Source organism: Ruegeria sp. 6PALISEP08 (assembly GCF_001238295.1).
In the GTDB taxonomy this organism is placed as follows: Bacteria; Pseudomonadota; Alphaproteobacteria; order Rhodobacterales; family Rhodobacteraceae; genus Ruegeria.
Genome location: NZ_LGXZ01000010.1, coordinates 65,386 through 79,501 on the forward strand (window position 1 = coordinate 65,386; position 14,116 = coordinate 79,501).

General features: G+C 56.4%; 16 protein-coding genes. 11 read left to right on the plus strand and 5 right to left on the minus strand.

Annotated features, from left to right (window positions below):
- Positions 1–6 precede the first annotated feature (6 nt).
- Both ALB80_RS15230 and ALB80_RS15235 read right to left on the minus strand, forming a co-directional pair.
- On the minus strand, positions 7–588 hold the full coding sequence (locus tag ALB80_RS15230) for a lytic transglycosylase (RefSeq protein ID WP_050604941.1): 582 nt from the start codon (positions 586–588) through the stop codon (positions 7–9).
- A 61-nt stretch (positions 589–649) separates the two neighbouring features.
- Positions 650–1,531, minus strand: a complete 882-nt coding sequence (locus ALB80_RS15235; protein ID WP_050604942.1) for an AEC family transporter — start codon at positions 1,529–1,531, stop codon at positions 650–652.
- 80 nt (positions 1,532–1,611) lie between these two features.
- Here ALB80_RS15235 and hspQ point away from each other — a divergent pair, with 80 nt between their 5' ends.
- The gene (gene hspQ, locus ALB80_RS15240) at positions 1,612–1,938 is read left to right on the plus strand and encodes a heat shock protein HspQ (RefSeq protein ID WP_050604943.1); all 327 of its coding nucleotides are present in this window, start codon (positions 1,612–1,614) and stop codon (positions 1,936–1,938) included.
- Between the two features lie 35 nt (positions 1,939–1,973).
- Here the strand turns inward: hspQ and ALB80_RS15245 are convergent, their stop codons facing one another.
- From ALB80_RS15245 to ALB80_RS15255, 3 genes are all read right to left on the minus strand, one after another.
- Positions 1,974–3,551 (minus strand): gamma-glutamyltransferase family protein, encoded by a 1,578-nt coding sequence (locus tag ALB80_RS15245; protein WP_050604944.1) that lies wholly within the window; start codon positions 3,549–3,551, stop codon positions 1,974–1,976.
- A 205-nt stretch (positions 3,552–3,756) separates the two neighbouring features.
- A complete protein-coding gene (locus ALB80_RS15250; RefSeq protein WP_050604945.1) occupies positions 3,757–4,221 on the minus strand; it encodes an ATP-binding protein in 465 nt (154 codons plus the stop codon).
- A 15-nt stretch (positions 4,222–4,236) separates the two neighbouring features.
- On the minus strand, positions 4,237–4,575 hold the full coding sequence (locus ALB80_RS15255) for an STAS domain-containing protein (protein ID WP_050604946.1): 339 nt from the start codon (positions 4,573–4,575) through the stop codon (positions 4,237–4,239).
- Positions 4,576–4,678: 103 nt separating this feature from the next.
- Between ALB80_RS15255 and ALB80_RS15260 the strand changes: the two genes are divergently transcribed.
- The 10 genes from ALB80_RS15260 (at position 4,679) to ALB80_RS15305 (ending at position 14,114) form a co-directional block, all read left to right on the plus strand.
- On the plus strand, positions 4,679–5,851 hold the full coding sequence (locus tag ALB80_RS15260; protein ID WP_050604947.1) for an acetyl-CoA C-acyltransferase: 1,173 nt from the start codon (positions 4,679–4,681) through the stop codon (positions 5,849–5,851).
- A 74-nt stretch (positions 5,852–5,925) separates the two neighbouring features.
- Entirely contained in the window at positions 5,926–6,381 is a 456-nt protein-coding gene (locus tag ALB80_RS15265) for a GAF domain-containing protein (RefSeq protein WP_050604948.1), read from the plus strand.
- A gap of 141 nt (positions 6,382–6,522) precedes the next feature.
- On the plus strand, positions 6,523–7,272 hold the full coding sequence (locus ALB80_RS15270; RefSeq protein WP_050604949.1) for a hypothetical protein: 750 nt from the start codon (positions 6,523–6,525) through the stop codon (positions 7,270–7,272).
- A 347-nt stretch (positions 7,273–7,619) separates the two neighbouring features.
- On the plus strand, positions 7,620–8,189 hold the full coding sequence (locus tag ALB80_RS15275) for a helix-turn-helix domain-containing protein (protein WP_050604950.1): 570 nt from the start codon (positions 7,620–7,622) through the stop codon (positions 8,187–8,189).
- Positions 8,189–8,812, plus strand: coding sequence for a LysE family translocator (locus ALB80_RS15280; RefSeq protein WP_050604951.1), 624 nt, complete (start codon positions 8,189–8,191; stop codon positions 8,810–8,812). Before ALB80_RS15275 ends, ALB80_RS15280 begins: the two co-directional genes overlap by 1 nt.
- Positions 8,813–8,816: 4 nt before the next feature.
- A complete protein-coding gene (locus ALB80_RS15285; RefSeq protein ID WP_050604952.1) occupies positions 8,817–9,197 on the plus strand; it encodes a GFA family protein in 381 nt (126 codons plus the stop codon).
- A 15-nt stretch (positions 9,198–9,212) separates the two neighbouring features.
- The gene (locus tag ALB80_RS15290; protein WP_050604953.1) at positions 9,213–11,660 is read left to right on the plus strand and encodes an FAD-dependent oxidoreductase; all 2,448 of its coding nucleotides are present in this window, start codon (positions 9,213–9,215) and stop codon (positions 11,658–11,660) included.
- Positions 11,661–11,678: 18 nt separating this feature from the next.
- Positions 11,679–12,155: a cupin domain-containing protein gene (locus tag ALB80_RS15295; protein ID WP_050604954.1), complete on the plus strand. Its 477-nt coding sequence runs from the start codon at positions 11,679–11,681 to the stop codon at positions 12,153–12,155.
- A gap of 1 nt (position 12,156) precedes the next feature.
- Complete coding sequence (locus ALB80_RS15300; RefSeq protein WP_050604955.1) at positions 12,157–13,209, plus strand: alcohol dehydrogenase family protein; 1,053 nt, start codon at positions 12,157–12,159, stop codon at positions 13,207–13,209.
- A gap of 11 nt (positions 13,210–13,220) precedes the next feature.
- Positions 13,221–14,114 (plus strand): homocysteine S-methyltransferase family protein, encoded by an 894-nt coding sequence (locus ALB80_RS15305; protein ID WP_050604956.1) that lies wholly within the window; start codon positions 13,221–13,223, stop codon positions 14,112–14,114.
- Positions 14,115–14,116: the final 2 nt, after the last annotated feature.

Consider the following 14,116-nt stretch of genomic DNA (forward strand, 5'->3'; position numbering starts at 1 on the left):
AATGTGTCAGTATCGGCAGTTCGCCAACTGCGCTTGGTACAACTGCGCGCGCGCGTCCACGTCATTGGCTACGTTCAATAACCAGGATTTGCTGTTGTAGCTGCCACGCGCGTATCCCGTATGGCCTTCATGATAGGCTAGGTATTGATTGCGCGTATCTGCCGGGTGGATGCCGTTACGTTCGTTGCTTTTATTCATGTACCAGCCGATGAAGTCTGATGCGTCGCGGATACGATCCCGCTTGGCCCGGCGTTTTCCGGTTTCACGCTGGTATTGCTCCCACGTACCATCAAGCGCCTGACCGTAGCCGTAAGCGCTGCTTTGACGACCCATCGGGATGACGCCCAAAACGTATCTATGCGGGGTGCGCGCATCATGGCGATAGCGGCTTTCCTGATAGATCGTGGCCATCTGAACGTGAACGGGAACGCCCCATTTGCGTTCGGTGTTTTTGAAGGCCTTGATGTAGTCAGGCTTTTCACGCGCAATGCTGCACGCGTCGTTCAATCTGCTGGGCGGCTGTTTGGAGCCACCCCCACAGGATGCCAGAAGCAGCACCCCGAAGAGTACGATAAGAATTCTGCTCATGTGCCTCGTGCCTTTTTTGAGGCATTCTAACGCAGATTGAGTAATTATGAAATCACAATCGTTATAAAACGATAGCCAGAATAAGCGGTAACGCTGCGACGGAAAGCACGGTGGATACCATGACCATGCCAGCGACTGCATCGGAATCGGCCCCAAACCGTTCTGCCAACAGGTAAGAGGTTACCGCAACCGGCGTACAGATCTGCAATATCAGAACGCCAAAAGCGATGGTGTCCAGATCAAACAGCACCCCGATACCCCATCCCAAAGCAAAACACACGGTCAGCTTCAACGCTGACAGCCAGATCGCTTGCCCCAGGCTACGTGACGTCAGGCGGGCGATTGCCACGCCGACAGTGACCAGCATCAGTGGGACGGCCATTTGCCCCAAGAGCTCCAATGTGTTTGTCAGGAATTTAGGTGTTTGCCAGCCTTGCCAAAGAAAAATTGCACCAAGGATCGTAGCCCAAGCCATCGGCTGGCGCACAACCTGGCCCCATGCACCTTTTCCTGCGACCAGATAAATCCCATAGGTGAAGGAAAACAGTGCAGTTACAGACAGAAAGATAACTGCATAGCCCAAGCCGATTTGACCAAAGGCAAAAATGCACAACGGCAGGCCGAGGTTGCCGGTATTACCGAAAATCAAAGGTGACAGGTAAGTTCTCTGATCCAGTTTCAAGCCGCGAACGATCAGCCAGAACACCAACGCCAGCAAAAGATTTGCAAGCAAGGTCGCCATTGTGAAGCGCGAAAGATCTCCGCCCGGGATTTCGGTTTGCATTAGGGCAACAAAGATCAGGCTGGGCATTGCCAGGGTTGTCGCAAAGCGGGTGACGAACTGCAGGCGATACTCGAACCCCAGTTTGACCCAGGCAAAACCAATCCCCGCCAACAAAAAGACCGGCGCTACGATTTCGAACACTGTCAGTATTAGGTTCACAGACTGTTTCCCTGAGTTTCACATCAATGATTGGCTTTTCGGGCCAGAAACGGGTAGTAAATGCTCTGGGGGCTGAAACAATGCTAAAGACACGTGCAAAATACGGCTTAGGCCAGGTGGTTCGTCACAAAAAACATCCTTTCCGAGGGGTAATTTTTGACGTGGATCCAGAATTTTCAAATACCGAGGAATGGTATCAGGCCATCCCTGAAGACAGCCGTCCACGGAAAGAGCAGCCATTTTATCACCTGTTGGCTGAGAACGACCAATCCTTCTATGTTGCTTATGTTTCAGAACAAAATCTGGTTGCCGACTATTCCGGAGAGCCGGTCGAGCACCCGGATATCCCCAATATGTTTGGTCCGTTCGAAGACGGCGCATACCCCCTGCATTTCCACCTGAACTAAAGTTACCTGCCACCTCGGTGGCGGTTGTGCGCCTGTTAGTATCCAAGGGCGCAGCCGTCCTTACGCGGGTCGCTGGCACCTTCCAAAATACCGTCTTCCCGGATTCGGATCGCTTGTGCACCCCCTAGTGGCGTTTCGGGTGTTTCGACAGTGTGTCCAATTTCTGTCAATTGTTTCAGCACCTCTTCTGGGTAGCCACGTTCCAGCTTCAGAACAGATCCGTCGAAGAATGCGCGGGGGGCATTGATGGTCTCTTGCAGTTCAAGGCCGAAATCTCTGAGATTGGACACAAATCGCGCGTGGCCAGTTGGTTGATACGCTCCGCCCATCACGCCAAAGGGCATCATGACGCGGTCGTTTTCGGTAAGCATCCCCGGAATAATCGTGTGCATCGGACGCTTGCCGCCGCCCAGTTCGTTTGGGTGGCCCGGCTCCAGCGTGAATCCAGCGCCTCTGTTCTGAAGCAAGATGCCATACTTTTCTGATGCGATGCCCGATCCAAAGCTGTGAAAGATCGAGTAGATCAGCGACACGGCCATCCGATCGCGGTCAACGACGGTGATATAGACAGTGTCCTTGTGAATGGCTTCGGTCAAAGGCGCCGCCGCAGGTATTGCACGTTTGGGATCAATGAGCGCGGCCAGCTTGGCGGCGAGCTCAGGGTCAAGAAAGCGCTCTGCTCTGGCCATATGGTCTGGATCTGCGATGAACCTGTTGCGTGCATCATAGGCCAGTTTGGTCGCCTCTGCCTCGATGTGAATCCGGTCTGCTCCGAATGGATCCATGCGGGTCAGATCAAAGTGTTTCAGGATATTCAGCAGCAAAATCGCAGTCGCGCCTTGGCCGTTTGGCGGATGTTCCACCAGATCGACGCCTTTGTATTCTCCGCGCATGGGCTGAGCGTCGCTACATCCCGCGTTTTGAAAGTCCTCAGCGGTGTGGACGCCGCCGCGAGCGGACAAGGCTGCGATCATGTCCTCGGCAATGTCGCCCGAATAAAACGCGCCGCGACCTTCGCTTGCGATCCGACGCAATACTTCGGCTTGACCTGGCGCGCGAAAGATCTGTCCGACCGAAGGGGCTTGCCCGTCGATCAGATAGTGGTCGCGCGCCGAACCTTGCAATGTTTCCGCCCCAATTCTCCAGTCAAACGAAACTCGGGGCGCAACGGGAACACCCGCTTCCGCGTAGTGAATTGCAGGGGTCAGGATCGCGTCCAACCCCAAACGCCCTTCAGTCTCTGCAAGATGGCAGAACGCGTCCACAGCGCCGGGAATTGTCACGGCATCCGCCCCGTTCAAGGGCACAGATGAAAGGCCCTGATCGCGCAAAAGCTGTGCCTGAGCTGCAGCTGGCGATCGGCCTGAACCGTTCAAGGCTCGGATTCGGCTTTCCCCAGCCCGGTTGAACAGAACAAAGCAATCGCCGCCCAGCCCGGTCATCTGCGGCTCGCAAATTCCCAGCAGGACCGCTCCGGCAATAGCGGCGTCCATTGCGTTGCCGCCCTGTTCCAGAGTGTCGATCGCTACTTTAGCTGCAAGCGGGTGAGATGTTGCACACATCCCGTGCGTCGCAAAAACTTCTGACCGGCCTGGTTTATGCAGATCCCTCATGGTGTGCTCTTTCTCCCTGAAACAAGGGAAAGCTATTCACTGATCCAGGATTGTCCAGAGATTTCAGGAGAGAAGTTCCTCGGCGCCTTTCACTGGGTGGGGGCTGTGATAAGTGGCGCCGAGGGAAGCTATCTGAGCTACGAGTCACTGTATGGCGGTTGTTTGCGGCGCGACAATGTTTCGAAAATGGCGTTATTGTGACCAGTTATGCCCGATTAGGCGCATTGCCGAAGTTAAACCGCAGGGAAAGCCGATTGCACCCATCCCGGCGCTCATACCGGATGTCACTGGTGAGCTGATGAATCAGGAACCAGCCAAACCCCCCTTCCGGTAGGTCTTGCGTGGTTTCCCCCAGCGGTGCAGGCGTTCCGTCCGGCATCCGAAAACCGGGCAGCGGATGGCCGGTATCCGAGATCAGGATGTCCAGCCTATCCCGGTCCAGTCGGCAAGTGACCTGAACATTGGCCGGTGCAATGCCATTGTATGCGTGTTCCACCACGTTGTTGATTGCTTCGGCCAATGCAATCTTCACATCGTCCGATTTATGAGGCGGCAAGCCATGATTCGCCAGACCACTGCTAAGCCGCGCGATACCTGCGCTGGCTTCTGTGTCCGTCGCGTGGAAGCTTAGCTCCAGGCAGGTCTTGTTACAAATTGGCTCCACGCCCATTCACTCCTGCCTAGGTTACGCATCTGGCGCGGACAGCGCGTCGTCCAGTGTTGAAAACAACCGGAAAACAGTATCCATGCGCGTCAGGCGAAAAACTTTCTCGACCACTGGCTGCGGCCCGGCCAGATCCAGTTGCCGGTCTTTGCCCAGCTGCTTCATCGACGCCACAATGGCACCCAGACCGCTGGAATCGATGAACTGAACGCCGGACAGATCCAGCACAACCCGATCTGCGCTGGTCTCGGTTTCCGAGCGCATGTCTTCCTTGAACTGAATGGCCATTGCGGCATCGATCCGGTCGGAATGAACGGTGATTATCTGTGTTGCGCCGTTTGACGCGCTGGTCAGCCCCATGGTTTGGGCACCCTCCAAACTGAAAAATGAGTCGTAGAAATACGCTAGACGCCAATTCTTACCATTCGGTATTCAAGAACCGAAAAGCAGGAGGAAAACCCGGATGAAAGATGTTGTGATTGCAGGGGCCGCCAGAACGCCAATGGGTGGTTTTCAAGGCATGTTCGATGGGGTTGCGGCAGCCGACCTTGGGGGGGACGCGATCCGGGCGGCGTTAAGCCAAGCAGGGGCACAATCAGTTGATGAAGTTCTGATGGGATGTGTTTTGCCAGCGGGGCAGGGCCAGGCCCCCGCGCGGCAGGCAGGTTTTGCCGCTGGTTTGGGCGAAGAGGTCCCGGCAACAACGCTGAACAAGATGTGCGGCTCGGGCATGAAAGCGGCAATGGTTGCCTTTGACCAGATTGCCTTGGGCCATGCGGATACAATGATTGCAGGCGGAATGGAGAGTATGACGAATGCCCCCTACCTGCTGCCCAAGATGCGCGGTGGTGCCCGCATTGGCCACGGTCAGGTGGTCGATCATATGTTCCTGGACGGGCTCGAAGACGCCTATGACAAAGGCCGTCTAATGGGCACTTTTGCTGAGGATTGTGCCGAAGCCTATCAGTTCACCCGCGAAGCGCAGGATGAGTATGCGCTGCAGTCTCTGTCGAACGCCCTGACCGCACAGGAAAACGGTGCATTTGATCGGGAAATTGCTCCGGTCACAGTTCGTACTCGAAAGGGTGAGGTTGTGCACGACACCGATGAGCAACCAAATTCTGCCCGCCCTGATAAAATTCCTACGCTGAAACCCGCGTTTCGCAAGGACGGAACAGTGACGGCCGCCAACTCCTCTTCGATTTCGGACGGGGCCGCGGCGCTTGTTCTGGCTTCGGCCGAGGCGGCCGAAGCGCAAGGGCTGGCGGTGCGTGCCCGTGTTTTGGGTCACGCCAGTCACGCCCAGGCACCCGGGCTGTTTACCACTGCGCCGGTTCCGGCCGCACAGAAACTCTTGTCCCGCATCGGCTGGAGCAAGGAGGATGTTGACCTGTGGGAAGTCAACGAAGCCTTCGCGGTTGTGCCGATGGCGTTCATGTATGAAATGGGATTGCCGCGCGACAAAGTGAACGTGAATGGCGGCGCCTGTGCGCTGGGTCATCCTATCGGTGCCTCGGGCGCGCGCATCATGGTTACATTGCTGAACGCATTGGAGAAGCGAGACCTCAAACGAGGAGTTGCGGCCATCTGCATCGGCGGCGGCGAAGGCACCGCGATTGCAATCGAACGCGTTTGACCCTTCATCTTTTTCCAAATACTTCGGGGTGCGGGGGGGGAGCGCCCCCGCGCAGTCCCAATGGATAAGAACCAATGACAGTCGATTACGACAGCCTGACCAACACAATCGCAGCATTGACCGAAGGCGAAACGGATCAGGTCGCTTTGATGGCCACGGTCGCGTGCGAGGTGCATCATTCAGACGACCGCTTTGACTGGACCGGATTTTATCGTGTGGTGGAACCTGGTTTGCTAAAAATCGGCCCTTATCAAGGTGGGCATGGGTGCCTTGTCATCCCGTTCGAACGCGGCGTTTGCGGTGCCGCAGCGAAGACAGGCAAGGTGCAGCTTGTGTCGGATGTTGACGCTTTCCCGGGTCATATTGCGTGCGCGTCTTCAACCCGGTCTGAACTTGTCCTTCCGGTGCGGGACCCGTCAGGTGATATCATTGCTGTTTTTGACATTGATAGCGATCAGCCAGCTGCATTCTCATCGTTGGATGCGCAAAAACTCCAAGATATTCTGACGGCTGTTTTTGCAGGATCCTAGCTGTCGCAGTCGTTGCTGGCTTGCATCAAAACCAAGGATTCCCGCGTGATTGCACGGCTAAATCGAGTTCGCCTTGCGGGCTTCGAAATGATCTCATATCAAAATCAATAGCGAAGGTTCTTTTTTGGGTGTTTCTCAGGGATGCAAGAAGCTGAAATCAATCCGAGGGTCACAGGCGGGGCGCCCAAAAAAGGGATCAAACGCGCGCATATGGCAACCTTCCCGGATCGTGTCGGCGTTTTACCTCATTCGGTGGCAAGCATTGCATCGCAGGTCGACAAGGTGTTCCTCTGCCTGAATGAGTATCACGATGTACCTGGCTTTCTGAACGAGTTCGACAACGTCACTGCTGTGATCCCCGAGCGGGACTATAAGGATGTCGGCAAGTTTATTTTCCAGCCTGATCCTGAAGACACCGTTTTTCTTGTCGATGACGATATCGAATATGCCGACAACTATGCCCGTCAGACCCTGCGCCGAGCACGGGGCGTTGGAATGGATAAGCGCGTCTTCGGTTATCACGCGACGACGTTCTCAAACCCGACGCCAAGGTCGATACGGCAACGCACGTTATTGCGGATGAATCAAAAACTCACATACTCAACCAGAGTCCATCAGTTGGGAACCGGAACCGTCATGCTGTCCGGATCACTGTTTCCACCTCTGGATTACATGGAGGGCAGTGAGAAGTTCGTTGATGTACGTTTTGCCCGCTACTGTTTCGAAAATGATATCGAAATGTGGACTTTACCCAGAAACCGGCGCCGCTTTCCCAGTTTGCTCGCCGGGCTTGAGCCGGAGAAACGCGAAACGATTGCCGATAGTTTCAGCCGTCGTTGGCCGCAACATGTGCTGGATGAAGTGAAGGTTTTTGCGGGTCTTCAATTCTGAAGCCAAACGAGCTTTCCGACATTGAACGTGTTCCGGGAAGTACCCAGGGCGTGAAGGATAGCCCTTCTTGATGGAAACACGGCAAGGGAGCGCCGCGCGACGTCTTTCCGAAGTCAAATAGCTGTCTGAAGCCATTTCGCATAACTTGTTAGTTTCATATTTTCGATACCCTTTCACCTGCCGGTTCTTAAGGGCCAAGTTTGCCTGCGGTCGTCAACTCGGCGGTTGGCGGTCTGCACAATTCAAAATCCAATCGAAAACCATGCGTGAAAAAATGCTTGGAAATTTCACAAACTTGCTTCATCGTGAAAATAGGAAGAAAAATTTCACAAGATTCGGAGTGGCCAGTGAACAGCCATGCCCCCCAAAGCGCGACACTCGGAGCCGACCTAAGGGCCTTGCGCAAGGCCCGAGGATTGACCTTGACCGAGATTGCAACGCGGCTGGATCGGTCGGTGGGATGGTTGAGTCAGGTTGAACGCGACATGTCCGCCCCCTCGATCTCGGACCTGCGCCAGATCGCCGAGTGCCTTGGCGTCCCCATGTCGATGTTGTTTGCGCATTCAGCTGCACCTGCAGACGAGCAAGGGTATGTTGTACGCGCGGGGTCACGTCGTCCCATGGGGTCGGGCGAAGAAGGGCTGATCGAAGAGTTGCTCTCGCCGGATCTGACCGATGACTTCGAAATGGTGCATTCCACGTTCGAGCCCAATTCGAAGATGCAGACGCCCGCCAATCGCCCGACGCAAGAAGTGGGCTACATGATCTCTGGCCGATTGGATCTGAACATCGGATCACGCGCATTTTCCGTCGGGCCAGGTGACAGTTTTCGGATCAAACACGAACCTTATCAATGGTCTAACCCCTATGATGAGCCCGCGGTGGCCATCTGGGTCATCGCTCCACCGGTGTATTGATGAGCTTTGAAGCCTGGACCATATTCGCGCTGTTCTGGGTGGTATTCGTGACCACGCCGGGCCCGAACGCAGTCAATTGCATCTCGAACGGGATGAGTTTGCCGTTCCCCAAGGCGATGTTGGGTGTTCTGGCAATCCTCACGCAGGCAAGCGCCTTTCTTATCCTGTCTGCGCTGGGCGTTACTGCTTTGATTGCCGCCTCTCCGACCGGGTTCTTTATCGTCAAGCTATTGGGTGCAGGGTTTCTGATCTGGGTTGGAATACGTGGATGGATGAATGCTGCAAAACCTGCACCGGCCTCCGAAAGGCCGGCTCGGCACGTCTATTTTCATGCGCTGGCTGTTGCGGCGATCAATCCCAAAAGCGTGGCCGGATACCTCGCCGCCTTCTCACAATTCGTTCAGCCCGACGTGCCAATCTGGCAGCAGATGGGAGTGATCATGCCCACGGCGCTGATCATCACAACGCTCAGCTACACCGGCTTCACCCTGTTAGGTGCGCTGATGGGCAAAGCGGCGCTGGGGGCCGTGTTCAACATTTGGGTCCGTCGCGTAATGGCGACCTGTTTTGTCATCTACGGCGTGTTGTTAGGGGCCAGCAGCTCGCCCGCAGCAAGGGGGTAAACACATGCATACCGGATCCTGCCTGTGCGGCGCAGTCGCATTTACAATCGACGGAGATCTGTCGCCGCCCTCGGTCTGCCATTGCAGCCAGTGCCGAACGCAATCGGGCCATGTCTGGGCGTCGACTTCGACCCATCAGGACAACCTTAGCTTCACTGCAAGCGATACACTCAGCTGGTTTCGCGCCTCTGACATCGCCCGGCGTGGGTTTTGCAGTGCGTGTGGCTCGTTCCTCTTCTGGCAGCACAATGACGAGGACACGATTTCAGTTTCCATGGGTGCGCTCCGCGAACCCACGGGTTTGATGCTCTCGAAGCACATCTTTGTCGCCGACAAGGGCGATTACTACGACATCACGGACGATCTGCCTCAAGAGGCACAGTAACAGGGAACAAAACACATGAGTGACTTTCCGACAAAAGCCCGCGTGGTCATTATCGGTGGCGGTGTGGTGGGGGCCTCGTCCCTTTATCACCTGGCCAAGAAAGGCTGGACCGATTGTGTCCTGCTGGAGAAGAACGAACTGACTGCAGGCTCGACCTGGCACGCGGCGGGTAACGTTCCGACCTTCTCGACCTCTTGGGCGATCATGAACATGCAGCGGTACTCGACCGAGCTGTATTCGCGGCTGGGCGACGAGGTCGATTATCCGATGAACTACCACCAGACCGGGTCAATCCGTCTGGCGCATTCGAAAGAGCGGGTTCAGGAATTCGAACGCGCAATGGCGATGGGACGCTATCAAGGCATCCCGATGGAAATGTGGACCCCGGAAGAAGCTAAAGAGCGTTATCCCTTCCTGGAAACCCATGATCTCGAGGGCGTTCTTTTTGATCCGTCGGATGGTGATATCGATCCGGCTCAGTTGACTCAGGCGCTTGCGAAGGGCGCTCGGGACATGGGGCAGAAAATCCTCCGCTTCACCCCGGCAACGGGCGTGACGCAGCATGATGACGGTACATGGACCGTACAGACCGAAAAAGGCGATATTGCCTGTGACTATGTTGTGAACGCAGCCGGGTATTATGCCCAGCGCGTGGGCGAGTGGTTCAAACCCTTCGGAGGTCGTACCGTTCCTGCGATGGTCATGAGCCACCAGTACCTGTTGACGGACGAGATCCCCGAGATCGAAGCATGGACCAAGGAAAGCGGTGCCAAGCTGCCTCTGCTGCGAGATGTGGACGTATCCTATTACCTGCGGCAGGAGAAGCATGGCTTCAACCTTGGTCCTTATGAGCCCAACTGCAAGGGCCACTGGATGACGGAAGACGACCCCATGCCCGAGGATTTCAGCTTCCAGCTGTGGAATGATGACCTGGATCGGATCGAAGACATCATGACCGACGCGATGGAGCGGGTTCCGCTGATGGCGACCTCGGGTGTTGGTCGTGTCATCAACGGGCCGATCCCCTATGCACCGGATGGGTTGCCGCTGATTGGCCCGATGCCCGGTGTGAAAAACGCGTTTGAGGCACACACATTTACATTCGGCATCGCGCAGGGCGGTGGTGCAGGCAAGGTGCTGGCAGAGTGGATTGTCGAAGGCGCAACCGAATGGGATATGTGGGCCGTCGATCCGCGCCGCTACACCGATTACACTGATCAGGACTACTGCAATCAGAAGGGTCTGGAGGTTTACGGCAACGAATACGCCATGCATTTCCCCCACCACGAATGGCCTGCTGCGCGTGACAAGAAGCTGTCGCCGGTACATGACAAGGTCAAAGCGCTGGGCGGTGTGATGGGTGCCTACAACGGATGGGAGCGGGCCAACTGGTTCGCGAAGCCGGGCGATGACACCTCGCTTGAGGCGACCCATACCTGGGGCCGTTCCGGCCCGTGGGAGCAGCGGATCAAAGAAGAATGCGAGGCCGTGCGAGACCATTGTGGCGTACTGGATTTGCCAGGTTTCTCGCGCTTCATGGTCAATGGAGAAGGTGCCGCCGAGGCGTTGCGCGGCCTCGCAACCGGTGGATTGCCCAAGGTCGGCCGGATGAACCTCATCTACGTCTCCGACGACCGTGGTCGTATTCTGACCGAGATGTCCTGCATCCGTCTGGGAGAAGACGAGTTCGTGATGATCACCGCGGCGACTGCGCAATGGCACGACCGCGATATTCTGATGAACGCGTTGCCTGCCACTGTGTCGATTACGGATGTCACAACCACGCGCGACACGCTGATCGTCACTGGTCCGAAATCGCGTGAGATCCTGTCGAGTATGAGCGATGCTGATCTGACCTCCGGATGGCTGACCCACCAGTCCGCCACCGTCGCGGGGCAGCCTGCCTACCTGATCCGCGTTTCCTTCGCCGGTGAGCTGGGCTGGGAAGTGCATGCGCTGAACGAGCATATGCCTGCGATCTATGACGCGATCATCGAGGCGGGTGCCAAGCCGTTTGGGATGTATGCGCTGAACTCGCTGCGGATCGAAAAAGGGTATCGCGCTTGGAAAGGCGATCTGTCGACCGACTACTCGCTGCTCGAAGGCGGGTTGGAGCGGTTTGTGAAGCTGGACAAACCACAGGACTTCCCCGGAAAAGCGGCGATCCTGAACGAAAAACAGCAGGGTGTGAAGAAATCATTCGTCACCCTGACTGTTGATGCGGGAGATTGCGACGCGCCATATATGTCCTGCATCTGGCAAGGCGATGAGATCGTAGGTGAGACCACTTCGGGCGCATGGGGATACCGTGTTGGCAAATCCATCGCGCTGGGCATGATCAAGGCCGATCTTGCGAACCCCGGTACTGAACTTGAGGTCGAAATCTACGGTCAAAAGTTCCGTGCTGTGGTAGAGCAGGATCAACCGCTCTGGGATCCCGAGAACGAGCGGTTGCGCGCTTAACCTCTTGCGGAGACAGCCATGAGCAAACGATACGCTAAACTGGGGCCTGGTGAGGGCCCCAGCTATGACTGGGAAAATGACCATACCTACGTGAAGGTGTCAGGTCAGGAAACAGATGGCGCATACACGCTTATGGAAGACAATCTGAAGGCCAGTTTTGCGCTTGGCCTTCATTGTCACGACACCCACGCCGAAACCTTCTATTTTCTGGAAGGTCAGGTTGATTTCTATGTCGATGGTGATTGGCATCGATGTGGACAGGGCACCACGATGCACGTGCCGCCCGGAGTGCCGCATGCCTGTCGTGTGGCGGGCGATGCGCCAGCCAAAATGCTCATGATCTTTCAGCCTTCGGGGTTTGATGGGTTCCTTGCCGAACTTGCAAAGATGAGCGAAACCGACTTTGCCGACGAGGCCAAGATGGCCGATCTCAACGCGCGGTATGACATCGTTCCCATGGGCCCTGTCCCACTGCATCCGGATGATGAGGTCTGAGATGGCCGTTCCAAAATCCATGTCTGGCGTCTACTTGACTGGTCACGGTGGACCCGAAGCGTTGGAGTGGCGCGAAGATATTCCAGTACCCGAGCCCGGTCTGGGCCAGGTGCTTGTTCGCGTCGCCGCCGCGGGTGTGAACAACACGGATATCAACACCCGAGTTGGTTGGTACGCGTCCGAAGTGACGGGGGCCACGGATGCCGTAGATCAGGACGTCGAATCCGGTGGGTGGGGCGGTGCCTTGCACTTCCCCCGCATTCAAGGTGGGGATCTGTGCGGTATTGTCGAGGCTGTGGGTGACGGGGTTCATTTCAGCATGGGCCAACGCGTGACCTGCCCGATCAACTTGCCGCGCCCGCGCCCGGGAAATCCTCAGGGGTTCATCGCGCTTGGGTCCGAGATCGACGGCGCCTTTGCGCAATACTGTCTGGTTGAGGCGGATGATCTGTACGACGTCAGCACCTCGCCTCTGTCGGATGTTGAAATTGCAGCCATTCCCTGCGCCTTTGGCACCGCCGAGAACCTGCTGACCCACGCAGGTGTGACGGCAGGACAAAAGGTCTTGATCACCGGTGCGTCAGGTGGTGTTGGTCTGGCCGCTGTGCAACTCGCAGCACTGCGCGGGGCCACGGTCTGGGGCGTAACAGGTGCCACGAAAGCCGAGGTCGTCAAATCCCAAGGGGCAAAAGCTACCTTTGACCGTGATGAATCGCCGCCGCAGGATATGTTCGACGCGGTGATCGATGTGGTGGGCGGTCTCGCTTGGGCATCGCTGATCCTGGCCTTGAAACCCGGCGGGCATTACGCCGTGTCAGGCGCAATCGCAGGCCCAATTGTTCAGGCCGATCTGCGGGACATCTACTTGCGCGACATCACGATTCATGGGTGTACACATCAGACCCCCGAAGTCTTTGGCCGCCTTGTGGAATTGATGAATGTGGGACGGATCAAACCGCTGATCTCGCGAACCTATCCGCTGCGTGAGATCGCCTTGGCGCAGGCTGATTTTCAATCCAAGACCTTTCCGGGTAAACTGGTTCTTGTGCCTTAAGGAGCGATGGCATGGCAGATATTACCCTTTTGGACGGCTCGATTGGGCAGGAACTGGTCAAGCGCAGTGGTGATGCGCCAACGGCGCTTTGGTCAACCCGGGTCATGATCGATCGCCCTGAATTGGTGCGCGAAGTGCATGCAGAGTACTTTCGGCGCGGGGCGACGATTGCAACGACCAACACTTATGCAGTTCACCGGTCCCGATTACGGTTCGAAAACATCGAAGATCAGTTGGAAACTCTTATTAACATCGCGCTGTCGCAGGCTCAGGCCGCTTGTGAAGGGACGAAGAATCGTGTTGCGGGATCACTGGGGCCATTGCTGGCCTCATACAGACCTGACCTACAGCCAGACCCGAGCGAAGCCGACGAAAAATTTGGTGAATTGGTCAGTTTGATGGCGGATAAGGTAGATCTGTTCCTAATTGAAACGGTTTCTTCCGTGCTCGAAGCCGAAGGTGCGCTACGCGGCACAACCGGGTCTGAAAAACCGGTGTGGCTGGCCCTGTCGGTCAATGACGATGAAGGAAGCTTTCTCAGGTCCGGTGAACCCTTGGCGGACATAGCTACATTGGTCGAAGAGTATTCACCGGATGCTGTGCTGATCAATTGTTCGCGCCCCGAGGCGATCCCGGCAGCATTGGACATCCTGTCGGGCATGTCCCTGCCATTTGGGGCCTATGCCAATGGGTTCACACATATCTCGGACGGGTTCCTCGAAGATGCGCCTACGGTGGACACTTTGGAACAACGACATGACCTTGGTCCGGATGCCTATGCGGATCATGTCATGCGATGGGTCGATCAGGGGGCCACGATCGTCGGCGGATGCTGCGAAATAGGCCCAGATCACATCGAAACGCTGGCCAACCGATTGCGGACGGCCGGACACAGTATCGTCTGAGA